This is a genomic window from Streptomyces sp. NPDC088097 (assembly GCF_044741845.1).
Classification (GTDB): Bacteria; Actinomycetota; Actinomycetes; order Streptomycetales; family Streptomycetaceae; genus Streptomyces.
In genome coordinates, this window is the sequence record NZ_JBIUTJ010000007.1 from 246,694 (window position 1) to 269,986 (window position 23,293).

Below are 23,293 nucleotides of genomic sequence, written 5' to 3' on the forward strand. Positions count from 1 at the left end.
GGGCCTCACGCGCGGCGCAGGGAGAGGCGCATCAGGACGGCCGTCTGGAAGAGGAGGAGCACCACCGCGGCGGCCTGGGCGGCCCATTCGGCGGGGCCGGCGTCCGCTCGGCCGTACGCCTCCCAGGCCGCGGAGCCGGCCAGGGTGGCGCCGACCGCCAGGACGGCGACGAGGAAGCGGCCCCCGAACTCGGCCGGGGTGCCGTGCGGGACGGCCGAGCCGAGGACGAACACCCCCAGCAGGACGGGGATCCAGGGCGCGCCGACCTCGCTCAGCAGCACGTGGGCCGCGTACTGGCCCGCGAGGAGCAGGCAGGCGCGCAACAGGAATCCAGGCATGGACACATCATGCAGTCGAACGGGCGTGGCGCACCCGTCCGTCCGCCCCCCGAGACCCGGGACCCGAGACCCGAGGCCCTGGGCAACGGCCCCCGTCCCGGCCGGTCTACGGCGTCGCCGCGAGCCAGGCCGCCGCTCCCGCCACAGCCGCGCGGGCGGCCGGGAGCGGCAGGCCGAGGAAGCCGTGGAAGACGCCCGGGTGGATCCGGACCTCGCAGTCCACTCCCGCCTCGCCCAACCGGCGCCCGTACGCCACTCCCTCGTCCCGCAGCACGTCGCAGTCGGCGAGCACGATCAGGGTGCGCGGGAGCCCCGAGAGGTCCGGGGCGCGGAGCGGGGAGACGTGCGGGTGAGCCGGGTCGCCGCCGTACTGGTCCCAGTACCAGGCCATGTGCGCGGCGGTGTGGAAGTACCCGCGCCCGTACGCGGTCACGGACCCGGAGCCCATGGAGGCGTCCAGCGGCGGGTAGACGAGCAGTTGCCCCGCCGTCAGCCCGGGCGCCCGCAGCACGGTCACGGCGGCCAGGTTGCCGCCGCTGGAGTCCCCGGCGACCACCACCCGCCCGGGGTCGCAGCCGAGGGCGCCCGCCTCGGAGCGCGCCCACAGCAGCACGGTGAGCGCGTCGTCGGGCGCGGCGGGCCAGGGGTGTTCCGGGGCGAGGCGGTAGTCGACGGAGACGACCACCGCCCCGGAGGCGGCGGCCAGGTCACGGCAGAGGGCGTCGTGCGTGTCCAGCCCGCACATCACCCACCCGCCACCGTGGAAGTACACGACGAGGGGCCGGCCCACGGACCCGGGCGCGGGGTCGTAGACCCGTACCGGCACCCCTTGGGCGACCGTGTCGTGGACGGAGGCGAGGGCGCGGGCCGGCTTGTCCCGGGGCGCCGAGGCGGCCCGGAGCGCGGCCACGTCCCCGGGGCCGGGGAAGACGGCCGACAGGGCGTCGCACAGGGCCCGCGCGGCGGGGGACAGACCGTCGCCGAAGGGCGGGGCGCCGGAGGCCGGAACGGCGAGGGGCAGGTCGCGGTCGACGTCTCGGCCGAGGTCGGCGTCTCGGCCGAGGTCGGCGTCTCGGCCGAGGTCGGCGTCTCGGCCGAGGTCGGCGTCTCGGTCGGCGTTCATCCGGTCGGCGTTCATCCGGTCGTCGATCCGCCGTCGACCGCGAACTCGGTGCCCGTCACGTACGAGGAGGCGTCCGAGCACAGGAACAGCACCAGTTCCGCGACCTCCCCGGGCCGCCCCATGCGTCCCAGCGGCACGTGCGACCAGTCCCGGCCGGCGACCGCCTCGGCCACCATCGGGGTGTCGATGGCGCCGGGGTGCACCGAGTTGACCCGGATGCCGTCGCCGGCGAGGTCGAGGGCCGAGGACCGGGTCAGCCCGCGCAGGGCGAACTTGGTGGAGCCGTAGGCCGCGTGGCCCCGGATGCCGACCAGTCCGGCGGTGGAGGAGATGTTCACGACGGAGCCCCCGCCGGCCGCCCGCAGCACCGGGGCCACCGCCTGGATCCCGAGGAAGGGCCCGAGCAGGTTGACCCGCAACAGGGCCTCGAAGTCCTCGACGCTCTGCCGCTCCACGTGGGCGGTGCTCCACAGGGCGGCGTTGTTGACCAGCGCGGAGATGGTCCCGAAGGCATCGACCGTCTCCCGCACCACCCGCGCCCAGCCGTCGGCGTCGGTCACGTCGTGCGGTACGTACAGGCCCGCCGCGCCCAGGGCGGCGGCCACCTCCCGGCCCTCCTCCTCGCGGACGTCGGTGACGACGACCCGCGCACCGGCCTCCGCGCACAGCCGGGCCTCCTCGGCCCCCTGCCCGCGTCCGGCGCCGGTGATGACGACGACCTTCCCGTCGAGGGACATCACCGCCCGTCCCTCCCGTCGCCGCCGCGCTCCAGTGCCCGGAAGTGCGGGATGACCTTCTCGCCCCACTGCCGGATGGTCTCCATGCAGGCCTCTTGCGGGACGGTACCCATCTGGATCAGGCACATCACCTCGTCGACGCCGATCTCGCGCAGCTGTTCCACGTACGCGATGGCGGTCTCGGCGCTGCCGTACGCGTGCTCGGCGTTGTAGGTGCCGGTGTCGACGGGGCGGGCCGGGATGTTCGCCTCGTGGAGGCGGGCGACGAGTTCCTCGCGGCCGCGGTCGAGGGCTCCCACGTGGTCCTCGTCCTCGGCGTGGCCGGTGGGCTCGGGGCCGTTGCCGTACCAGTGCGCGATGGACTCGGCGAAGAAGCGCTGGCCGCGCGTGCCCAGGCGCAGGGCGCGTTCGGCGTCGTCCAGGACGATCGTCGGGCAGAGGGCGGAGAGGTGGTCGTTGACGGTGTCGGAGACCAGCCGGTCACCGCTGCGGGTGGCGATGGCCTCGTCGTAGACCTTGCGCATCGCGCGGACGTCGTCGGCACCGGCGAAGCCCATCACCAGGGCGCCGATGCCCAGTTCGGCGGCGAGCTTGAGGGTGTCGTGCTTGGAGCAGGCCATGAACAGCGGCGGGTGGGGGTCCTGCACCGGGCGGGGCAGGATCGCGCCGGGACCGATGTCGATGGAGCCGTGCCACTCGAAGACCGGCTCCTTCCAGGCCGAGGAGAAGATCCGCAGGGCCTCCTCCATCTGCGGGTAGGTGTCCTCGGGCCGCACCCCGTACATCGACATCTCCTGGCGGGTGGCCCCCCGCCCGGCGCCGATGTCCACGCGTCCGCCGGAGAGCACGTCGAGCATGGCGGCGCGTTCGGCGACGCGGACCGGGTGCTGGTAGCCGAAGGGCATGGTGACCACCCCGTGGCCGATGCGGATCTTCTGCGTCCGGGCCGCGACCCAGGTCAGGAAGATCTCCGAGGCGCTCATGTGGGCGTACTGGGTCAGGGAGTGGTGCTCCACGGCCCAGATCCGGTCGAAGCCCATCTCCTCGGCGAAGACGGCCTGTTCGACGCAGTCGTGGATGACCTGACGTTCGCGTTCGGGGGTCGGGTCGACGAGTTGCGCCTCGAAGATCATCGAGAACTTCACGGGGGATCCCTCCGTCCATGTATTTCTAATAGGAATACTTCTAGCAGGCATACCCCTCGGGGGGAAGGGTGCCTGCGGGACCGGTCGTAGACTGCGCTGCGTGGCGACAGAAGAGACGAACAAGCGCGGGCTCCCGGCGACCAGCTGGGCGGTGCTCGGCCTGCTCTCCTTCGGCGAGGAGCTCTCCGGCTACGACCTGAAGAAGTGGTCGGACTGGTCACTGCGGTTCTTCTACTGGAGCCCGTCGTTCAGCCAGATCTACAGCGAGTTGAAGCGGCTGGAGAAGGCCGGCTACGCCTCCTCGCGGATGGTCGCCCAGGACACCGGCACCCGCGACAAGCGGGTCTACCGGATCACCGACGAGGGCATGACGGCCGTACGGGAATGGGCGCGCGAGGCGCCCGTGGACCCGCCGGTGCTCAAGCACGGCCCGATGCTGCGGCTGTGGCTGGGGCACCTGTTGGAGCCGGAGCAGATGCGGGACGTCCTGGACCGGCACCGGGAGTACGCGGAGACGATGCGCCGCCGCGCGGAGGCCGATGTCGAGGGCGCCCGGGACGAGGAGGCGTGGGCGTACCCCACGCTCACCCTCAAGTGGGCGGAGCGGTACTACGCCTCCGAGCGCGACCTCGCGGCGGCGATGCTGTCCGACCTGGAGGAACTGGCGGCCCCGCCGACCGGCGGCTCCGCACCGCGAACCTCCGCACCACGGGCCTCCACGGCCGGGGCCGCGACATCCGACGCCGGACCCGCGGCGGAGTCGGGCAAGCGCCCGTAGCCGCGCCGGAAGTAGAGCAGCGGCGCACCGTCCCGGTGGGTCGTCAGGGTGGTGACCCGGCCGAGCACGATGGCGTGGTCACCGCCGTCCAACACGCCCTCCGGTACGCACTCGACGGTGGCCAGGACCCCGTCGAGCAGCGGCGCACCGCTCGCGCCCGGACGCCATGACACCCCGGCGAACTTGTCGCCGCCGGTGACGGCGAAGCCCCGGCACAGCTCCTCCTGGTCGGCGGCCAGGATGTTGACGGCGAAGGCGCCCGCGGCGTGGATCCTCGGCCAGGTCGTGGAGGTGCGGGCCGGGCAGAAGCAGACCAGGGGCGGGTCGAGGGAGACGGAAGAGAAGGACTGCACGGCCATCCCGACGGGACGGCCGTCGCTTCCGCACGCCGTGATGACGGCGATTCCGGTGCAGAAGCTGGAGAGGGCCGCCTTCATGTCCGCCGCCGTGGCGGACGCGACGGTGACGGCTGAGGCGACGGCGGCGGTGGCGGCTGACGCGGTGGCGGCAGTAGCGGCGTGGGCGGCAGGGGTGGCGAGGGTCGACACGGGGGACCTCCTGGGAAGGATATTCCTACTAGGTATATGCCTAACCGAAACACCTGTGATTGGATACCGCCCACGCTCGCTCGTCAAGTAGGGAGGGTTCGTGACCAGCCCCCGCCAGACCCCGCAAGTGCCGCCGCCGGCACCCCCGTCGGACCCGCCCCGCACCCTCGCCCGGCTCCCCGGGTACGCCGCCGACACGTACGGGCCGATGGAGGCGCTCGCCGACGGGGAGGTCCGTTGGACCTTCGCCCGACTGGCCGCCGAGATCGCCGCCGCCGGCCGCGCCGCCGTCGCGCACGGCATCCTCCCCGGCGACCGCGTCGCGGTGTGGGCCCCCAACAGCCGCCAGTGGATCACCGCCGCGCTGGGCGCGGTCGGCGTCGGCGCCGTGCTCGTCCCCGTCAACACCCGCTACAAGCCCGCCGAGGCCGCCGACGTCATCCGGCGCAGCGGCGCCCGCGTGCTCTTCACCGAACGCGGCTTCCTCGGCACCGACTACGCCCGCGACCTGCACGCCTCCGGGGAGGACCTGGGCTCCCTCGCCTCCACCGTGCTGCTGCGCGGCGGCAGCGGCCCCGAGTCCTACGAGGCCTACCTCGCCGCCGGGGACGCCGTCCCCGAGGCGGAACGCGCCGCCCGGGCCGCCCGGGTACGCCCCGAGGACCTCTGCGACATCCTCTACACCTCCGGCACCACCGGCCGCTCCAAGGGGGTGACGACCACCCACGGCCAGACCGTCCGCCTCTACGCCTCCTGGTCACGCCTGGTCACCCTGCGCCCCGGGGACCGATATCTGCTGGTCAACCCCTTCTTCCACACCTTCGGCTACAAGGCCGGGGTGCTGGCCTGCCTGCTGCGCGGGGTGACCATGCTCCCCGAGGCCCTCTACGACACCGACCGCATCCTGGCCCGCATGGCCGCCGAGCGCGTCACCTGCCTGATGGGCCCCCCGACCGTCTTCCACGGCCTGATCCGCCACCCCGAGCGGGCCACCCACGACCTGTCCGCGCTGCGCCTGGCCGGCACCGGGGCCGCCTCCGTGCCCACCTCCCTCGTCGAGGAGATCCGCGGCGAACTGGGCGCCCCCGACGTGTTCACCGCCTACGGCCTGACCGAGTCCGGCGGGGTCGTCTCCGTCTGCCCCACCGACGCGGACGCCTGGACCGTCGCCCACACCGTCGGCCGGCCGCTGCCCGACACCGAGGTACGGATCACCGACCCCCTCGGCAGGGTGCTGGCCGCCGGCGAGCCCGGCGAGGTGCAGGTGCGCGGCTACCACGTCACCCCCGGCTACCTGGACGACCCGGCCTCCACCGCCGACGCGGTCCTGCCCGACGGCTGGCTGCGCACCGGCGACGTCGGGGTGCTGGACGGGCGGGGCTACCTCTCCATCACCGACCGGCTCAAGGACATGTACGTGGTCGGCGGCTTCAACGCCTACCCGGCCGAGATCGAGAACGTGCTGCTGACCCACCCCGCGATCGTGGACGCCGCCGTCGTCGGCGCCCCCGACGAGCGGCTCGGCGAGGTCGGCGTGGCCTACCTGGTCACCACCGCCCCCGTCACCGCCACCGACCTGACCGCCTGGACCCGCGAGCGCTTGGCCAACTTCAAGGTGCCCCGCCGGTTCACCCTGCTGGAGGAGCTCCCCCGCAACGCGGGCGGCAAGCTGCTGAAGACCGAGCTGCGCCGCGCGGCGCGAGGGGAGTCGACGTGACGGACGCACCCGGTCGGGGTCTGGCGAACACCCCCGAACAGGACGAACTGCGTGACGCCGTGCGCGCGGTCCTCGCCCGCCACCCCGGCCACGAGGCCTGGGCCCCGCTGACCGCGCAGGTGGGGGCCGCCGCCCTCGCCGTGCCGGAGGAGTACGGCGGGCTGGGCTGCGGGGCCGCCGAGATCGGGGTGGTGATGGCGGAGCTGGGCCGCACGCTGAGCCCCCTGCCCTACCTCGGCTCGGCGGTGTTGACCGTACGGGCGCTGCTGGCCTCCGGGGACCGGCGGGCCTGCGCCGAGCACCTCCCGGCCCTGGCCGAGGGGTCGGTGGTGGGGGCGCTGGCCTGGGCGGAGGAACCCTCCCCGGGGCGCGGGAGCTGGGAGGCCGCGGACCTCGCCGCCCGCGCCGAGTCCGCCCCGGACGGCGCCGGACCGCTGCTCACGGGGGTCAAGCGGTACGTCCTGGCCGGCCCGGGCGAGCCCGGCCTGCTGCTCGCCTTCGCCCGGGCGGCGGACTCCGACCGGCTCGGCCTGTACGAACTCACCGCCCCGCCCGCGTCCTTCACCGTACGGTCCACCATGGATCCGAGCCGGCCCCTCGCGGAGCTGACCCTGGACCGCACCCCGGGCCGGCTCCTGTCCTCGGACGGGGACGCCGTCCTGGCCTCCGTACGGGACTGGGCCTGCACCGCCTTGGCCGCCGAACAGGCGGGAGCCGCCGCCCGGGCCCTGGAGGCGACGGTCCGCTACGCCCGGGAGCGCAGCCAGTTCGGGCGCCCCATCGGCTCCTTCCAGGCCGTCAAGCACCGCCTCGCGGACATGCACACGGCCGTCGAGTCGGCCCGGGGCCTGGCCCTCGCGGCAGCCGCGGCCGGCGCCCCGCCGGAGCTGTCGGCGGCGGCCCGGTCCGCGTGCTCGGAGGCGTACGCGTACGTGGCGGGCGAGACGATCCAGCTGCACGGCGGGATCGGCATCACCTGGGAGCACGAGGCGCACTCCTTCTTCAAGCGGGCGCACGGCGCCGCGCACCTGTTCGGGGCCCCCTCCGAGCACCGCGAACGGTTGGCCCGATACCTGGGCTACGTGCGGCCTGCCGACGTACGCTCGGGCCCATGACCGACAGCGCGATCAGCCTCCGCAAGGTCGAGGAAACGGCCCCGGGGCTCGTGAGCCTCTACAAGAGCGCCGGGATCTCGCTGCGCAAGCACGGGATGGAGGGCGTCCGGGCCGCCGTCTACCTGATCCTGGACTACTCGGGGTCGATGCGCCCCTACTACGCGGACGGCAGCGTCCAAGCCCTGGCCGACCGGGTGCTGAGTCTGTCCGCGCACCTGGACGACGACGGCCGGGTCCCGGTGGTGTTCTTCTCCACGGAGGTCGACGCCGTGGAGGAGATCAGCCTCGGCGGGCACGAGGGCCGGGTCACCGCCATCGCCGAGGGTCTCGGCCACATGGGACGGACGGCGTACGACGCCGCGATGGAAGCGGTCATCGACCACTACCTTGAATCGGGCGTGGCCGAACCGGCGTTGGTCGTCTTCCAGACGGACGGCGGCCCCGTCAGCAAGCCCGCGGCGGAACGGTACCTGTGCAAGGCGGCCCGACTGCCGCTGTTCTGGCAGTTCGTCGGCTTCGGCAACACGCGCAGCAGCCAGTTCGACTTCCTTCGACGCCTGGACGAACTGCCCGTGCCGACCGCGCGGGTGGTGGACAACGCGGGCTACTTCCACGCGGGCCTGGATCCGCGCGAGGTCCCGGACGACACCCTGTTCGACCGGCTCCTCGGGGAGTTCCCCAGCTGGCTCGCGGCGGCGCGCGCGGCGGGGATCGTGCGCGCCTGAAGGACCGGGGCCCGTCCCGCGCGGTTTGATGACGACATGACGACGAACAACTGGGCAGCCTTCGAGACGGCGGAGCCGCGGTTCGCGGAAGCCGTCCGGGCCCGCTTCGCGCAGTACCCGCACCACGTCCTCGGCACCCTCCGCAAGGACGGCTCCCCCCGGCTGGCCGGGCTCAACGTCGAGTTCCGCGGCGGGGAGCTGTGGCTCGGCATGATGGCGGGCTCGATGAAGGCGCTCGACCTCCAGCGCGATCCCCGGTTCGCCCTGCACACCAATCCGGGCGAGGGCGAGGACATGCCCGACGGGGACGTACGGATCTCCGGGCGGGCGGTGGAGATCGTCGACCCGCCGGAGCTGCACCGGTACGCGGAGGAGAAGGGGTCCCCGCACCCCTTCCACCTCTTCCACGCCGATCTGACCGAGGTGGTCCACATCGGCGTGGAGGGCGACGACCTGGTGGTGCGCACGTGGACGCCGGCGCACGGCCTGCGGACGGTCCGCCGGGGCAACGACGACGAACCGCCCCGCGAGGACGCCCCCGCTAGCTGAGCGGGAAGCGCACACCGCCGGCGGGGCTCGCGGCGGCGGCCGGGTTCACGTCCAGCCAACTGCGGTCGATGTTGAGGGTCACCCCGCCGTACGTGGCGTCGTGGTCGCCCTTGAACTGGTGGGCCCGGCGCGGCCCGGCCCACTGCGCGGTGCCGGCCGGGAGGCCCATGTCGGCGTCGGTGACGGTGGCCGAGCCGTTCCAGCGGGCCGTCCAGAGTACGTCCGGCATGGCCTCGGGGGCCTGGCGGTAGTGGGCGCTGAGGGCTTTGACCCCGGAGGCGGCGGCCACGTAGGCGGCGGACCGGTAGCCCAGTTCGTGCAACCGGACCGTCCAGGCGGTCAGGTAGGCGACGACGGGGGCGTCCCAGGTGGCCCGGTCGGTGTAGTTCTCCAGGTCGTTGTAGAGCACGGCGCCCTCGGTGAGGCCGAGGGATCCGGCCGCCTGCGCGGCGCCCTCGGCGGCTTCACGGCCCTGGTCGTTGGCGCGGGACGGGTCGGTGGACAGTCCGGTCGTGGAGCTGTTCCAGGGCTGCGGGCCGACCCAGAGCGGCATCAGGTGCCAGCCGGCCGCGGTCTGCTTGCGGACCCAGGCGGCCGTCAGTTGCGGCTGGGCGCAGGCCCGGGCCCGGCCGCCGATGTAGATGCCGACCGCTCCGAAGGGGGAGTTGACGCGCCAGGCGTCCATGGTGCGTTGGGTCGGGGCGGTGCAGGCGTCGAAGCCCTCGCCGGTGAAGGGCTCCTGGGCGGTACGGGGTGCGCGGGCCGGAGCGGTGGCGGGGATCACCGGCCCGGGCACGTCGGGGGCGTCGGGGGCGGTGCGGGCCGCCGCTTCGAGCAGGTCGCGCACGGTGTCGGGCGCGGCCCCGTACGAGAGTGTGGCCATCACCGCCGGCCCGCCGAGGGCGTAGCGCACCTCGGCGCTGTCCCCGACGTCGGGCGGCAGCCGGTCCCCGCCGGCCACGGCGAGGGTCGGGATGTCGGCGCGCGGCGGGGCGCCGTCGATCGGCTCCAGGTGCAGGGTGTCGGCCCGGCGGGTGGCGACGGCCCGGCCGGCGCACTCGCTCTGGCTGCCGGCGTGCCCGAGGTAGAGGGTGGGCCGGTCGAGGCGCAGACAGGCGGCGGGATTCCGATCGAGGTCGACGACCCGCCAGTCGGCGGGGAGCGCCAGGCGCAGGCCCCGGTAGTCGACGGCCCGGGCGGCGGTGGCCCGGGCAAGCACGGCGGGGGCGGGGGCGGGCGCCCGCACGTCGGCCGACGATGCGGTGGTGGCGGCGGCGGACAGGGGGGCTACGGGCAACAGCAGGGCGGTGCCGAGCAGGCACCGCAGCAGCGTTCGGGAGGCCATGGGGGTCACAGATACCAGACCCCGCGCCCCTCAACTGCGCCGATCCACGGCACAGATGGTCCGTCCGGCCTACCCCGAGGCCCGGGCGCGGTCCCACGTCCGCCCCGCGTCCGCCCCACGTCCGGGCCCCGGTCGGCCCGCGTCCCCACAGGCATCCCCCACGGCAGGCCCGCCCGCAGGCAAACAGGCCCGACCGGCAGGCGTCCCCCACGGCAGGTGACCCCGAAGACGGACGTCCCCGCCGTGGGGCGCCTCGGCGGTCGGACATCACGACAGGCAAGCGTGAACGGCTGGTGCCCGTCCCCGACCAGGAGCCGCCCCCACACGCAGGCACCTGACCAGCGCCCCGAAAGGCGAGCCTGCCCAGCGGCGGGCGTCGCCGAGCAGCATGAGCCCCCACAGGCATGCCCCCGACCTGCGGACACACCCGACCACAGCCGACCCGAAGGGCGAGCGCGAACAACGCGCAGGAGTCCCGACGAGGGGGTGCCGCAACGGGCAGACGTCCCCGACTCGGGGGTGCCCCAACGGGGGGACGTCCTCGCGGGCAGACGTCCCGACGGGCGGTGCGCTGAGCTTGCGCACCGCCCGCGGGGCGGGCGGGCCGCTCCCTCCCCGGAGCGGGCCCGCCCGGCTCTGCCGACCACCGAGCCGGAACCCCCGCCCCGACCCGGCGCCTTCCCCCTGGCCCGGGCCGCTCCCCCCGGCTCCCCAGGTCCGGACGGGGCCTCCCGCCGGCCGGGACGACTCCCGCCACCTCCCTCGGACCCCGCCCCGACCCGGCGCCTTCCCCCCAGCCCGACGCCTCCCCCCAGCCCGACACCTCCCCCCTGGCCCGGGCCGCTCCCCCCGGCTCCCCGGGTCCGGACGGGGCCCCTCCCGCCGGCCGGGAAGACTCCCGCCACCTCCCTCGGGCCCCGGCCCCAACCTGGCCGCATCCCCCTCCCTGACCCGGGGCCACTTCCCCCACTCCCCGGTCCCGCCCCCACTCCCCGGTCCCGCCCCCGGGCCCCTCCCGCCGGCCCGGGCGGTTCCCCCGTTGCCCCTGGGCCCGGCGCGGGCCGCCCCCTCCCCCAGGACCCGGCCCGGCCCACCCCGTCCCGCACGGGCAGGCGCACGGGCACGGGCTCCCGTCCGGCCGGACCCGGGCCCCTCCCCCGTGGGGGTCCGCGTCCGGTCGGGGCGGGCCGGTCAGGGATGGTCGTGGAAGGCCGGGAGGTCGAAGACGCGTTGTCGGGCCGCGTCGTCCATCAGCTCGACCAGCGGCAGCGCCCGCTCCCACAGGTCCCGCTCCGCCACCTCCCGTACGAGCGCGTCCAGTTCCGCGTCGGGCAGCGCGCCGGCCGCGTCCGCCACCACCTTGCGGGCCGCGTCGGGCAGCACGCCCACCAGCGGCAGGAACTCCGCCCACAGCCCGGTCGCGACCACCGCCCGCACCACCCCGTCCAGCACCCGCGGATCCCGCAGCGGCTCCAGCCGGGCCACGGCCTCGCGGTCCTCCTCCCCCAGCAGCGCGACGAGCGGCAGCAGCGTCCGCCACAGGCCCGTCTCGTGCGTCACCCGCACGAGTGAGGCGAGTTCGGCCCCGTCGAGCCGCGCGGTCAGCTCGGCGACGCGCCGGCGCTGGTCGACGTCCACCACCGCGGCGACCGCGAGGGCCTCCTCCCAGAGCCCGCCCGCCGCCGCGGCCCGTACGAGCGGGCCGAGCCGTTCGTCGCCCAGCAGCTCCAGGATCCTCGGGAGCCGCTCGGGCCGGTCCGCGTAGAACCCGGCGCGCAGCACGTCGCCGTCCCCGATGAGCGGCAGGATCCGGGCGAGCACCCCGTCGCCGAGGTGTCCGACGAACCGGCCCATGGTGAGGTGGTCGCCGCGCTCGGCGAGGGCCACCGCGATCCGTACGGTCAGCCCCTCGTCGAGCCCGTCCACGATCGCCCCGATCCGGCGGGGGTCAAGGTGCGCGCAGGACTCCGCGGTGAAGGGGACCGGCAGCTTCTCGATGATGTCGGCGGCCCGGCCCGCGTCGAGCCGGCCCGCCACGGCCGCGGCCAGGCGGGGCCCGAGGGCCTTCTGGCAGATCGCGGCGGCCACCGCGGCCGGCACCAGCCTCGTCGCGGCGGCGATCCGGTCCAGCATCTCCGGCGCCCCGTCGAACAGGGCGGCGCCCGCCCGTTCCCGGAAGGCCCGTACGTCCGCCGCCGGCAGCTCCCGCAGGAAGGCGAACGGCTCCGGGTCCGCGCCAAGCAGTCGGGCGACCTTCTCCACCTCGGCCCGGTTCGCCGGCTCGGCCCGGGCCACCACCTCGGCCCGGGTCACCGGAACAGCACCTTGCGCACCGCTCCCCGTACGAGGGCGGGGACCAGCCGCAGGGCCTCCTCGGCGGCCTCGTTCAGCCCGTCGGCCCGTCGCGCCCGCTCGGCGCGCAGCGCCTCGACCAGCCGGGTCACCTCCCCCGGGGCCGGCGCACCGAAGGACGCGGGCAGCGCTCCTCCCGTCAACTCCGTTTCGAGTACCGCACGTTCGCCCGAGTTCTCGGTATGCACAGCGTTCTCGGCATGCACAGCGCGCCTCCCATGACCTGGCGGACAAGGATCCGCCGAGAGCGTGGCGCCGAACTGACTTTAAGTCAATACTCATGGGTAGGATCCGGCTCCCCTCAGCCCTTGCAGGTGTCGGGCGCCGTCGGGGGCAGGAACTGCGCGTCGAGCACCAGGTCCCCGGCGACCTTCACCGAGGTCGCGCCGCCGTCGGCGGAGGTCGACCCGGAGTGCCTGAAGTCCAGCTGCTCGGGGAGGGCGCCCTTCTTGATCTCGTCCCCGAGGTGGAGGACCGAGAGGGTGCCCTCGCAGGCGGTCGGGGCGGGCGGCCGACTGTCCCCCACGAGCCCGTCCCCCGCGCCGACGGTGAACTTCCTTACGCCAAGGGCCTCGTAGGCGAAGGAGAGGTCGTAGGTCTGCCCGGTCTTCCGGTCCTTCTGCACCTCGGCCCTCGTCACGACCCGGAACCGGGTGACGGCCACCTCCTGCGGTTCGCACGGCCGCTGGAGCGTCCGGATGCCGAAGAACACCCCCTCGGGCTTGAGGTAGAGGGTGCGCTGGTTGCGCAGGACGTCGCCCGGCCCGTCGAGCAGGAACCGGTACCGCGTGCGCGTGTCCATGACCGCCGTGTTCTGGCAGGCGGGCTGGGGCACGGACGTGGACGACGGGGACGGCGACGACGACGGGGGCTCGGACGCGGTCGGCGTCGCGCTCGCGGAAGTACTCGGCGAAGCGCTCGCCGCGGATCCGGCCGAGGCGCCCGCCCGATGGTCGGAGCAGCCCGCCACGGCGGCGAGCACCAAGGTGGCCAGAACGGGCGCGGCGAGCCCTCGTGAGCGGCGCATGGCATCCCCCAGGACAGGTGAGGACGGGTCACTCCCGAGGGTGGCAGGTCGAGCAGCGCGCCCACATCCGTAGAACCGCCTACGTAGGCGGGCCCACCGCGCCTCGGTACGCTTCACCCCTCGTAGTCACTCGGGGGGCACATCGTGACCAGGACCGGACCGGGCCGGCCGGGAGGCGGAACTGCGGCGGCTGGACGCGGTGCTCGACGGGCGGGGCGACGCCGGCGGGCCCGCCGTGGTGGACCTGACCGGCGCGGCGGGGATCGGCAAGAGCCGACTGTTGACGGAACTCTGCTTACGGGCCCGGGCGCGCGGCATGGTCGTGCTGCGCGGCCGGGCCACCGAGTACGAACGCCACACCCCCTTCGGGCTGTTCACCGACGCCTTCGCCGACCTGGACCCCGACCTGCTGCGCCCCGAAGGCACCGGGGCAACCGCCGCGACCGCCGCCACGACCGCCGGCCCCTCGGCCGCCCTCGTCGAGGCCGCGGCGCCCGTGCTCCAGGGCACGCTCTCGACTCCGGGAGGCGCGGACACCGCCCGCCGGGAACGCGCGGCGGCCGTGCACGCCGACCGGTTCGCCGTGCACCGGGCGACCGCCCGCCTGCTGGCCGCCCTCAGCCGCACCGGAGCGGGCCTGCTCATCGCCCTCGACGACCTCCACTGGGCGGACCCGGCCTCCCTGGAACTCCTCGACCACCTCGTCCGCCACCCCCTGCGGGCCCCCGCGATCACCGCCGTCGCCCGGCGCGACCGCCAGACCTCGGCCTCCCTGGCCGCAGCCCTCACCCGGGGCATCGACACCGGCGCCGTGCTGCGCATCGAGCTGGGGCCGCTCCCCGAACGGGCCTGCGTCGAGGGGCTCGCCCCCGGGCTGCCGCCCGGCCGCGCGGCCCGGATCTACGCGGCCAGCGGGGGCAACCCGCTGTACTTCCTCGCCCTGCTCCAGAGCCACACCGCCGACCCGGACCCCGACGCCGGCTCCGTCCCCCGCCCCGGAGCCGGCCCCGTCGCCGACCCCGGCACTCGGGCCCCGCTCGGCGGGCTGGGGTCGCTGCTGCTGGACGAACTCACCCCGCTGACCGCGGCGCAGCGCCGTACCGTCGAGGCGGTGGCCGTGCTGGGCGACCACGCCGCCCCCGGGCCGCTGGCGGAACTCGTCGGTGGCACCGCCGCCGACCTCGACGCCGACCTGCGGGCGCTGGCCCTGCGCGACCTGGTCCGCCCCGGGCCGGCCGGGAGCTGGACGCTGCGCCACCCGGTGCTGCGCAGCGTCGTTCACGAGAACGCCGACCCCCAGCACCGCGTCCGGATGCACCGCGCCGCCGCCGGGGCGCTGGCCCGCGCCGGGGCCTCGGCCCCCGTCCGGGCGCACCACGTGGAGCAGGCCCTGACCGGCTGGGACCCGGCGGCGGCGGCCGTCCTGCTGGACGCGGCCCGGCTGACCGCCGACACGGCCCCGGCGAGTTCCGCGCACTGGCTGGCGGTGGTGCTGCGGGTGCTCCCGGACGGGCCCCGCCACGCCCGACGCCGGCTCGAACTGATGCTGGCCCGGGCCCGCGCCCTGGGCATCTGCGGTGAACTCCCGGCCGGCCGCGACCTGTTGCGGGCGCTGATCGATGCGGTCCCGCCGGACGAGGACACCGGTCTGCGGTTGGCCGCCGTCACCCTCTGCGCCTCGTTGGAACGCCACCTCGGACGGTACGCGCAGGCTGTCGCCCTGCTCCGCCGGGAGCTGTCGCGGCGCCCCGCCCCGCTGCCCTCCGACGCGTTGGCCCTCGGCCTCGAACTGGGCTCCTGCGCCCCGCACTCCACCCCGTACCCGGAAGTCCGCGCCGACCTCGGGCGCACCCGCGCGTTGGCCCGTCGTCTGGGCGACGGGGCGGCGGAGGCCGACGCGCTGGCCCTGTCGGCACTGGGCGAGGCGTACGAGGGGGACCTCGTGGAGGCCGGACGGTTCTCCGCCCGCGCCGACGCCCTGCTGGAAGCACTGGGCGAGCGGGAGTTGGCCCTGCTCGGGGAGTCCCGGGCACGGCTCAGCGCCACGGAGTTCTACCTGGAGCACTACGCGGAGGCGGAGCGGCACGCCGATCTCGGACTGGCCGTGGCCCGCCGGGGCGGCCCCCCGCACATCCTCGCCCACCTGTTGCAGTGCAAGGCCAACGTGCTCATGAGCACCGGCCGGCTGCCCCCGGCCCTGGAACTCGTCGAAGAGGCCGAGACCATCGCGCGCGGTGTCGGCAGCCCCGATCTGCTCGCCCTCGCGCTCACCAACAAGGCCCAGGTGCTGCTCGCCTCCCTGCCCCCGGGGAGTCCCGAGCCGCTGTCGGTCGCCGAGGAGGCCGCGCACGTCGCGGGTGCGCGCACCAGTTGGTGGGCCTCGTTGGCCTGGTGCGTGCTCGGGTACGCGGCCCTCTACGCCGGAGATCCGGAGCGGGCCCGCACCGCGGTCCTCCGCGCCGCCGGCCCCGACCTGGCGGGCCTCCAACCCTCGACGCGGCCCCTGTTCCTGGAGGCCCTGGCGACGGCCGCCGTAGCGAGCGGGGACCTCACCTCGGCGCGGTCGTGGGCCGCGCGGGCCTCGGTGGAGGCGGAGCACCTCGGCCTGCCCACCCAGCGGGCATCGGCCCTGCGGGGCTCGGCCCTGGTGCTGTCGGCGCAGGGCCGCTCCGCCGAGGCGGTCGACCTGTACGTACGGGCCGCGCGGGAGGCAGCCTCGACGGGGGCCACCCTGTGGGAGGCGCAGTCCCTGCTGCTCGGGGCGGCGGCGGCGCCCGCCGACGGTGCGGCCCCGGCGCTGTGGCACCGGGGCCGCGCCCTGGCGGAGGCGGGCGGGGCCCTGCTGCTGACGGGCCTGGCGGACCAACTCGGCCCGCCCGCCCCCACCGCACCGCAGACACCCGCGCCCCCGCACCCGCCGGCCGCGATCCCGGGACTGACCCCGCGCGAGCGGGAGATCGCCGCCCTGGTAGCGGAGGGCCTGACCACCCCGTCCATCGCGGCCCGCCTCTACGTCAGCCCCCGCACCGTGGACACCCACCTCGCCCACATCTACCGCAAGACGGGCATCACCACCCGAGCAGCCCTGGCCGCCCTCACCGCCCGCTCGACCCCCTCCCCTTGAGCGCAACGCACCCGGGCGTCGTCGGCGGGCACGGCCAGCGCGGCGGGGCCGAACATGCTTTCGACACATGAGGAAAACGCGAAGCACAACCGGCCGAGGTTCAGGGTCCGCGGCACCCTCGCGCTCACGGCCGGCGCGGCACCGGCGATGACGCTGGGCGGGGGCCAGGCGCTCGCACAGGACGAGCCCATCGGCTACCCGAGACCCGACGGAGTGGTCTGGATCCCGGAGCAGACTCGTCACCGTCCACCCGCTGGGGCGCCACGGTCGTCCAGCCCGAATAGCCCACCCCTGAACGCCACAGCGCCCGCCATCCCTGGTCGGGGACATGGCGGGCGCGGTGTCAGAATTCCGTACGCCGTTGTACGGACCGTATGAGGGGTCCCGCCCCGAAGGGCGGGGGTGGGCACCGACGGCCGGAGGCCGGCGCAGCCGGGTGAAGCCCGGGAGGCCGCCTGCGGCCGAGCGGTGCGAGCCCGGCATCCCAAGATGGTCATGGCGGGCGCGGTGTCAGAATTCCGTACGCCGTTGTACGGACCGTATGAGGGGTCCCGCCCCGAAGGGCGGGGGTGGGGCGGGTGGGTTACACCATCAGGCTGCGGTCCGACGGCTTGACCGGGTACGGGAGGGCGCTGCTGCCGGTCAGGAAGCGGTCCACGCCGCGGGCGGCCGAGCGGCCCTCCGCGATGGCCCAGACGATGAGCGACTGGCCGCGACCCGCGTCACCGGCGACGAAGACGCCGTCGACGTTGGTCAGGTACGAGGCGTCGCGCTCGATGTTGCCGCGCGCGTCCAGGGCAAGGCCGAACTGCTGGACCAGGCCGTTCTCCTGGTCGGTGCCGGTGAAGCCCATCGCCAGGGTGACCAGCTGCGCCGGGAGGACGCGCTCGGTGCCGGGCTTCGAGGTGAGCTTGCCGTCGACGAACTCCACCTCGGACAGGTGCAGCGACTGGACGTTGCCGTCCTCGTCGCCCTCGAAGTGGGTGGTGGAGACGGAGTAGATCCGCTCGCCGCCCTCCTCGTGGGCCGAGGTGACCTTGTACAGCATGGGGAAGGTCGGCCACGGCTGGGCGGTCGGCCGGTCCTCCGAGGGACGCGGCATGATCTCCAGCTGGGTGACCGAGGCCGCGCCCTGGCGGTGGGCGGTGCCCACGCAGTCCGCGCCGGTGTCGCCGCCGCCGATGACGACGACGTGCTTGCCCTCGGCGGTGATCGGCGGGGCCAGGAAGTCGCCCTCCTGGACCTTGTTCGCGAGGGGGAGGTACTCCATCGCGAAGTGGATGCCCTTGAGGTCGCGCCCCGCCACCGGCAGGTCGCGGGAGACCGTCGCGCCCGCGGCGATGACGACCGCGTCGAACCGCTTGCGCAGGTCGGTGGCGGTGATGTCGCGGCCGACCTCGATGCCGGTGCGGAACTTGGTGCCCTCCGCGCGCATCTGCTCGATGCGGCGGTTGATGTGCACCTTCTCCATCTTGAACTCGGGGATGCCGTAGCGCAGCAGCCCGCCGACGCGGTCGGCGCGCTCGTACACCACCACGGTGTGCCCGGCCCGGGTCAGCTGCTGGGCCGCGGCGAGACCCGCCGGACCGGAGCCGATGACGGCGGCCGTCTTGCCGGACAGGCGCTCGGGCGGCTGCGGGGTGACGTCGCCGTTGTCCCAGGCCTTGTCGATGATCGAGACTTCGACGTTCTTGATGGTGACGGCCGGCTGGTTGATGCCGAGCACGCACGCCGACTCGCACGGAGCGGGGCACAGGCGGCCCGTGAACTCCGGGAAGTTGTTCGTGGCGTGCAGCCGCTCGGAGGCCGCCGTCCAGTCCTCGCGGTACGCGAAGTCGTTCCACTCGGGGATCAGGTTCCCGAGCGGGCAGCCGTTGTGACAGAACGGGATGCCGCAGTCCATGCAGCGGCCGGCCTGCTTGCTGATGATCGGGAGCAGCGAGCCCGGAACGTAGACCTCGTTCCAGTCCTTGAGGCGATCGGCCACCGGACGGGAGCAGGCGGTCTCGCGGGGGGTGGTGAGGAAGCCCTTCGGGTCAGCCATGGGTCGCCGCCTCCATCATCTTCTCCGTGGTCTCGGACTCCGAGAGTCCGGCCAGCTCGGCGGCGTCCTTGGCGGCGAGCACTGCCTTGTACGTGGTCGGGATGATCTTGCTGAAGCGGGCCGCCGAGGCGTCCCAGTCAGCGAGGAGCTTCGCGGCGACGGTGGAGCCGGTCTCTTCCTCGTGGCGGCGCACCACATCGTGCAGCCACTGCTTGTCGGTGTCGGAGAGGTCGGTCTCGACCGCGCCCGTGTTGCCGACGTTGACGTTGTTCGGGTCGAGGTCGATGACGTACGCGGTACCGCCCGACATGCCGGCCGCGAAGTTGCGGCCCGTCTCGCCGAGGACGACGGCCTGGCCACCGGTCATGTACTCGCAGCCGTGGTCGCCCACGCCCTCCGAGACGACCAGGGCGCCGGAGTTGCGGACGCAGAAGCGTTCGCCGGTGCGGCCGCGCAGGAACATCTCGCCGCCGGTGGCTCCGTAACCGATGGTGTTGCCGGCGATGGTGGAGTACTCGGCCAGGTGGTCGGCGGCGCGGTCCGGGCGGACCACGATCCGGCCGCCGGAGAGGCCCTTGCCGACGTAGTCGTTGGCGTCGCCCTCCAGGCGCAGGGTGATGCCGCTGGGGAGGAAGGCGCCGAAGGACTGGCCGGCGGAGCCGGTGAAGGTCAGGTCGATGGTGTTGGCGGGCAGGCCCGCGCCACCGAACTTCTTCGTGACCTCGTGGCCGAGCATGGTGCCGACGGTCCGGTTGATGTTGCGGATCGCGACCTGGGCGCGGACCGGCTGGGCGGTCTCGGCCGAGTCGGCGTTCAGCGCGTCGGCCGCGAGCTTGATCAGCTCGTTGTCGAGGGCCTTCTCCAGACCGTGGTCCTGCTCGATCAGGGCGTGGCGGACCGCGCCCTCGGGCAGCTCCGGCACGTAGAAGAGCGGCTCCAGGTCGAGACCCTGCGCCTTCCAGTGCGTGACGGCGTTGCTGGTGTCGAGGAACTCGGCGTGGCCGACGGCCTCCTCGATGGTGCGGAAGCCCAGCTCGGCGAGGAGCTCGCGGACCTCCTGCGCGATGAACTCGAAGAAGTTCACGATGAACTCGGGCTTGCCGGAGAACCGGTCGCGCAGGACCGGGTTCTGGGTGGCGATGCCGACCGGGCAGGTGTCCAGGTGGCAGACGCGCATCATGACGCAGCCGGAGACGACGAGCGGCGCGGTCGCGAAACCGAACTCCTCGGCGCCGAGCAGCGCGGCGATGATCACGTCACGGCCGGTCTTGAGCTGGCCGTCCGTCTGGACCACGATGCGGTCGCGCAGCCCGTTGAGCAGCAGGGTCTGCTGGGTCTCGGCGAGGCCGAGCTCCCAGGGTCCGCCCGCGTGCTTGAGCGAGGTGAGCGGGGAGGCGCCCGTACCGCCGTCGTGGCCGGAGATGAGGACGACGTCCGCGTGGGCCTTGGAGACACCCGCCGCGACCGTGCCCACGCCGACCTCGGAGACCAGCTTCACGTGGATGCGGGCCGCCGGGTTGGCGTTCTTGAGGTCGTGGATCAGCTGAGCCAGGTCCTCGATGGAGTAGATGTCGTGGTGCGGCGGCGGGGAGATCAGGCCGACGCCCGGGGTGGAGTGCCGGGTCTTGGCGACCCACGGGTAGACCTTGTGGCCGGGCAGCTGGCCGCCCTCGCCGGGCTTGGCACCCTGCGCCATCTTGATCTGGATGTCGTCCGCGTTGACCAGGTACTCGGAGGTGACGCCGAAGCGGCCGGAGGCGACCTGCTTGATCGACGAGCGCCGCGCCGGGTCGTACAGGCGGTCCGGGTCCTCGCCGCCCTCACCGGTGTTGGACTTGCCGCCCAACTGGTTCATGGCGATGGCGAGGGTCTCGTGCGCCTCCTTGGAGATGGAGCCGTACGACATGGCGCCCGTGGAGAAACGCTTGACGATCTCGGAGATCGGCTCGACCTCGTCGATGGAGATCGACGGGCGGTCGCTCTTGAAGCCGAAGAGGCCGCGGAGCGTCATGAGGCGCTCGGACTGCTCGTTCACGCGGTCCGTGTACTGCCGGAAGATGTCGTACCGGCGGTTGCGGGTGGCGTGCTGGAGGCGGAAGACCGTCTCCGGGTCGAACAGGTGCGGCTCGCCCTCGCGGCGCCACTGGTACTCGCCGCCGATCTCCAGCGCGCGGTGCGTGGCCGCGATGCCGGAGACGGGGTACGCCTTGGCGTGGCGCGCGGCCACCTCCTTGGCGATGACGTCCAGGCCGGCGCCGCCGATCTTCGTGGCGGTGCCCGCGAAGTAGGTGCCGACGAACTCCTCGTTCAGGCCGACGGCCTCGAAGACCTGGGCGCCGCGGTAGGAGGCGACGGTGGAGATGCCCATCTTGGACATGACCTTCAGGACGCCCTTGCCGAGCGCGTAGATCAGGTTCTTGATGGCCTGCTCCGGCTCCAGGCCGGTCAGGAAGGTACCGGCGCGCAGGAGGTCCTCGACGGACTCCATGGCCAGGTACGGGTTGACAGCTGCGGCGCCGTAGCCGATCAGCAGCGCGACGTGGTGGACCTCGCGGACGTCACCGGCCTCGACCAGCAGACCCACCTGGGTGCGCTGCTTGGTGGCGATGAGGTGGTGGTGCACGGCGGCGGTGAGCAGCAGCGACGGGATCGGCGCGTGCTCGGCGTCCGAGTGGCGGTCCGACAGGACGATCAGGTGCGCGCCGTTCGCGATGGCCGCGTCGACCTCGCCCCGGATGTCCTCCAGGCGGGCGGCCAGGGACTCGCCGCCGCCCGAGACCCGGTACAGGCCCGAAAGGGTGGCGGCCTTCATGCCCGGCATGTCGCCGTCGGCGTTGACGTGTATGAGCTTGGCCAGCTCGTCGTTGTCGATCACCGGGAAGGGCAGGGTGACGCTGCGGCAGGACGCGGCCGTCGGGTCCAGCAGGTTGCCCTGCGGGCCCACCGAGGACAGCAGCGAGGTGACGAGCTCCTCGCGGATGGCGTCCAGCGGCGGGTTGGTGACCTGCGCGAAGAGCTGGGTGAAGTAGTCGAAGAGCAGCCGGGGGCGCTCGGACAGGGCCGCGATCGGAGAGTCCGTACCCATGGAGCCAAGGGGCTCGCCGGCGGTACGGGCCATCGGCGCGAGGATGACGCGCAGCTCTTCCTCGGTGTAGCCGAAGGTCTGCTGGCGACGGGTGACCGAGGCGTGGGTGTGGACGATGTGCTCGCGCTCGGGCAGGTCCGTCAGCTCGATCTCGCCGGTGTCCAGCCATTCGGCGTAGGGCGCGGCGGAGGCCAGCTCGTCCTTGATCTCGTCGTCCTCGATGATCCGCTTCTGGGCGGTGTCGACGAGGAACATCTTGCCGGGCTGCAGGCGGCCCTTGCGGACGACCTTGGCCGGGTCGATGTCGAGGACGCCGACCTCGGAGCCGAGGACGACGAGGCCGTCGTCGGTGACCCAGTAGCGACCGGGGCGCAGACCGTTGCGGTCGAGGACCGCGCCGACCTGGGTGCCGTCGGTGAAGGTGACGCAGGCCGGGCCGTCCCAGGGCTCCATCATCGTGGAGTGGTACTGGTAGAACGCGCGGCGGGCCGGGGCCATGGAGGCGTGGTTCTCCCAGGCCTCCGGGATCATCATCAGGACGCTGTGGGGCAGCGACCGGCCGCCGAGGTGGAGCAGCTCCAGGACCTCGTCGAAGGAGGCCGAGTCGGAGGCGTCCGGGGTGCAGATCGGGAAGATCCGGTCCAGGGCCCCGTCGCCGAAGACGCCGGAGGCCAGCTGGGACTCGCGGGCCTTCATCCAGTTCCGGTTGCCCTTGACCGTGTTGATCTCGCCGTTGTGCGCGACGAAGCGGTACGGGTGGGCGAGCGGCCAGGACGGGAAGGTGTTCGTCGAGAACCGGGAGTGGACCAGGGCAAGCGTCGAGGCGAAGCGACGGTCGGAGAGGTCGGGGAAGAAGGGCTCCAGCTGGCCGGTGGTCAGCATGCCCTTGTAGACGATGGTGCGGGCGGAGAGCGACGGGAAGTACACGCCGGCCTCGCGCTCGGCGCGCTTGCGCAGCACGAACGCCTTGCGGTCCAGCTCGATGCCCGTCGTCCCGTTGCTCACGAAGAGCTGCGAGAAGGCCGGCATGGTGGCGCGGGCGCCGTTGCCGAGCAGGTCCGGGGTGACCGGGACCTCGCGCCAGCCGAGGACCGTGAGGTTCTCCTGGGCGGCGATGGCCTCGATCTGCTCCACGGCGACGGCCTGTGCGGTGCCGTCGGCGGGGAGGAAGGCGATGCCGACGGCGTAGGCGCCGGCATCGGGAAGGTCGAAGGAGGTGACCTCGCGCAGGAACGCGTCCGGCACCTGGGAGAGGATTCCGGCGCCGTCGCCCGAGTCCGGCTCGGAGCCGGTCGCGCCACGGTGCTCAAGGTTCCGCAGTACGGTCAGCGCCTGCTCCACGAGCGTGTGGGTCGCCTCGCCGGTGAGGTTCGCCACGAAACCGACGCCACAGGCGTCCTTCTCGTTGCGGGGGTCGTACATGCCCTGCTGGGCGGGGCGACCGTCCATGGGCGACCAGGCGTTGGTGCTGAGGCCGGTCGCGGAGTGCGTGGATGCGGAACGCATCGGCTCTCCCGTCGTCGTCGTGGCATATGTGCATA

At 74.0% G+C, this 23,293-nt stretch carries 17 protein-coding genes and 1 pseudogene; 7 read left to right on the forward strand and 11 right to left on the reverse strand.

The features are described from left to right. Positions 1-5 precede the first annotated feature (5 nt). The 4 genes from ACIOD1_RS22355 to ACIOD1_RS22370 form a co-directional block, all read right to left on the reverse strand. Positions 6-338, reverse strand: coding sequence for a hypothetical protein (locus ACIOD1_RS22355; RefSeq protein ID WP_365624647.1), 333 nt, complete (start codon positions 336-338; stop codon positions 6-8). A 106-nt stretch (positions 339-444) separates the two neighbouring features. Continuing rightward, positions 445-1,461, reverse strand: coding sequence for an alpha/beta hydrolase (locus ACIOD1_RS22360; protein WP_401904140.1), 1,017 nt, complete (start codon positions 1,459-1,461; stop codon positions 445-447). 11 nt (positions 1,462-1,472) lie between these two features. Next, entirely contained in the window at positions 1,473-2,198 is a 726-nt protein-coding gene (locus tag ACIOD1_RS22365; protein ID WP_401904142.1) for an SDR family NAD(P)-dependent oxidoreductase, read from the reverse strand. Continuing rightward, positions 2,198-3,343 carry an LLM class flavin-dependent oxidoreductase gene (locus tag ACIOD1_RS22370; RefSeq protein WP_365624656.1) on the reverse strand — a complete coding sequence of 382 codons (1,146 nt, stop codon included), beginning with the start codon at positions 3,341-3,343 and terminating at the stop codon, positions 2,198-2,200. Before ACIOD1_RS22370 ends, ACIOD1_RS22365 begins: the two co-directional genes overlap by 1 nt. Positions 3,344-3,443: 100 nt before the next feature. On the opposite strand from ACIOD1_RS22370, the gene ACIOD1_RS22375 reads away from it, so the two are divergent. Beyond that, positions 3,444-4,121, forward strand: a complete 678-nt coding sequence (locus tag ACIOD1_RS22375) for a PadR family transcriptional regulator (RefSeq protein WP_401904145.1) — start codon at positions 3,444-3,446, stop codon at positions 4,119-4,121. Between the two features lie 47 nt (positions 4,122-4,168). Here ACIOD1_RS22375 and ACIOD1_RS22380 read toward each other — a convergent pair. Continuing rightward, a pseudogene (locus ACIOD1_RS22380) lies at positions 4,169-4,972 on the reverse strand (flavin reductase family protein); the annotation flags it as partial. Between ACIOD1_RS22380 and ACIOD1_RS22385 the strand changes: the two are divergent. Genes ACIOD1_RS22385 through ACIOD1_RS22400 form a run of 4 tightly spaced genes read left to right on the forward strand, consistent with a single transcriptional unit; the run spans position 4,878 to position 8,775 of the window. Continuing rightward, a complete protein-coding gene (locus ACIOD1_RS22385; protein WP_401904147.1) occupies positions 4,878-6,386 on the forward strand; it encodes a FadD3 family acyl-CoA ligase in 1,509 nt (502 codons plus the stop codon). The pseudogene ACIOD1_RS22380 and the gene ACIOD1_RS22385 sit on opposite strands and share 95 nt — an antisense overlap. Continuing rightward, positions 6,383-7,501 (forward strand): acyl-CoA dehydrogenase family protein, encoded by a 1,119-nt coding sequence (locus ACIOD1_RS22390; RefSeq protein ID WP_401904149.1) that lies wholly within the window; start codon positions 6,383-6,385, stop codon positions 7,499-7,501. Before ACIOD1_RS22385 ends, ACIOD1_RS22390 begins: the two co-directional genes overlap by 4 nt. Then, positions 7,498-8,226 (forward strand): VWA domain-containing protein, encoded by a 729-nt coding sequence (locus tag ACIOD1_RS22395; RefSeq protein WP_365624668.1) that lies wholly within the window; start codon positions 7,498-7,500, stop codon positions 8,224-8,226. The genes ACIOD1_RS22390 and ACIOD1_RS22395 overlap by 4 nt, the downstream gene beginning before the upstream one ends. Positions 8,227-8,262: 36 nt before the next feature. Then, positions 8,263-8,775 carry a pyridoxamine 5'-phosphate oxidase family protein gene (locus tag ACIOD1_RS22400; protein WP_365624671.1) on the forward strand — a complete coding sequence of 171 codons (513 nt, stop codon included), beginning with the start codon at positions 8,263-8,265 and terminating at the stop codon, positions 8,773-8,775. On the opposite strand, the gene ACIOD1_RS22405 is transcribed toward ACIOD1_RS22400, so the two are convergent. From ACIOD1_RS22405 to ACIOD1_RS22420, 4 genes are all read right to left on the reverse strand, one after another. Further along, the gene (locus ACIOD1_RS22405; protein WP_365624674.1) at positions 8,768-10,120 is read right to left on the reverse strand and encodes a DUF1906 domain-containing protein; all 1,353 of its coding nucleotides are present in this window, start codon (positions 10,118-10,120) and stop codon (positions 8,768-8,770) included. The genes ACIOD1_RS22400 and ACIOD1_RS22405 overlap by 8 nt on opposite strands. Before the next feature lie 1,191 nt (positions 10,121-11,311). Next, complete coding sequence (locus tag ACIOD1_RS22410; RefSeq protein WP_365624677.1) at positions 11,312-12,433, reverse strand: hypothetical protein; 1,122 nt, start codon at positions 12,431-12,433, stop codon at positions 11,312-11,314. Further along, positions 12,430-12,660, reverse strand: a complete 231-nt coding sequence (locus tag ACIOD1_RS22415) for a hypothetical protein (protein WP_365624680.1) — start codon at positions 12,658-12,660, stop codon at positions 12,430-12,432. The genes ACIOD1_RS22410 and ACIOD1_RS22415 overlap by 4 nt, the downstream gene beginning before the upstream one ends. A gap of 113 nt (positions 12,661-12,773) precedes the next feature. Continuing rightward, entirely contained in the window at positions 12,774-13,274 is a 501-nt protein-coding gene (locus tag ACIOD1_RS22420) for a hypothetical protein (RefSeq protein ID WP_401904154.1), read from the reverse strand. Here ACIOD1_RS22420 and ACIOD1_RS22425 point away from each other — a divergent pair. Both ACIOD1_RS22425 and ACIOD1_RS22430 read left to right on the forward strand, forming a co-directional pair. Further along, positions 13,267-13,572 carry a hypothetical protein gene (locus ACIOD1_RS22425; protein WP_365624686.1) on the forward strand — a complete coding sequence of 102 codons (306 nt, stop codon included), beginning with the start codon at positions 13,267-13,269 and terminating at the stop codon, positions 13,570-13,572. The genes ACIOD1_RS22420 and ACIOD1_RS22425 overlap by 8 nt on opposite strands. Positions 13,573-13,698: 126 nt before the next feature. Then, positions 13,699-16,623 carry an ATP-binding protein gene (locus ACIOD1_RS22430; protein WP_401904157.1) on the forward strand — a complete coding sequence of 975 codons (2,925 nt, stop codon included), beginning with the start codon at positions 13,699-13,701 and terminating at the stop codon, positions 16,621-16,623. A gap of 583 nt (positions 16,624-17,206) precedes the next feature. On the opposite strand, the gene ACIOD1_RS22435 is transcribed toward ACIOD1_RS22430, so the two are convergent. Then, positions 17,207-18,667 carry a glutamate synthase subunit beta gene (locus ACIOD1_RS22435; protein ID WP_365624701.1) on the reverse strand — a complete coding sequence of 487 codons (1,461 nt, stop codon included), beginning with the start codon at positions 18,665-18,667 and terminating at the stop codon, positions 17,207-17,209. Further along, positions 18,660-23,258, reverse strand: coding sequence for a glutamate synthase large subunit (gene gltB, locus ACIOD1_RS22440; RefSeq protein WP_365624704.1), 4,599 nt, complete (start codon positions 23,256-23,258; stop codon positions 18,660-18,662). The genes ACIOD1_RS22435 and gltB overlap by 8 nt, the downstream gene beginning before the upstream one ends. Between the last annotated feature and the right edge of the window lie 35 nt (positions 23,259-23,293).

Bases quoted from the DNA above. Each gene is read 5' to 3' on its own strand.
- ACIOD1_RS22355 (WP_365624647.1), bottom strand. From the start codon at position 338: ATGCCTGGATTCCTGTTGCGCGCCTGCCTGCTCCTCGCGGGCCAGTAC.
- ACIOD1_RS22420 (WP_401904154.1), bottom strand. From the start codon at position 13,274: ATGGACACGCGCACGCGGTACCGGTTCCTGCTCGACGGGCCGGGCGAC.
- ACIOD1_RS22365 (WP_401904142.1), bottom strand. From the start codon at position 2,198: ATGTCCCTCGACGGGAAGGTCGTCGTCATCACCGGCGCCGGACGCGGG.
- ACIOD1_RS22385 (WP_401904147.1), top strand. From the start codon at position 4,878: ATGGAGGCGCTCGCCGACGGGGAGGTCCGTTGGACCTTCGCCCGACTG.
- ACIOD1_RS22360 (WP_401904140.1), bottom strand. From the start codon at position 1,461: ATGAACGCCGACCGAGACGCCGACCTCGGCCGAGACGCCGACCTCGGC.
- ACIOD1_RS22435 (WP_365624701.1), bottom strand. From the start codon at position 18,667: ATGGCTGACCCGAAGGGCTTCCTCACCACCCCCCGCGAGACCGCCTGC.
- ACIOD1_RS22400 (WP_365624671.1), top strand. From the start codon at position 8,263: ATGACGACGAACAACTGGGCAGCCTTCGAGACGGCGGAGCCGCGGTTC.
- ACIOD1_RS22405 (WP_365624674.1), bottom strand. From the start codon at position 10,120: ATGGCCTCCCGAACGCTGCTGCGGTGCCTGCTCGGCACCGCCCTGCTG.
- gltB (WP_365624704.1), bottom strand. From the start codon at position 23,258: ATGCGTTCCGCATCCACGCACTCCGCGACCGGCCTCAGCACCAACGCC.
- ACIOD1_RS22395 (WP_365624668.1), top strand. From the start codon at position 7,498: ATGACCGACAGCGCGATCAGCCTCCGCAAGGTCGAGGAAACGGCCCCG.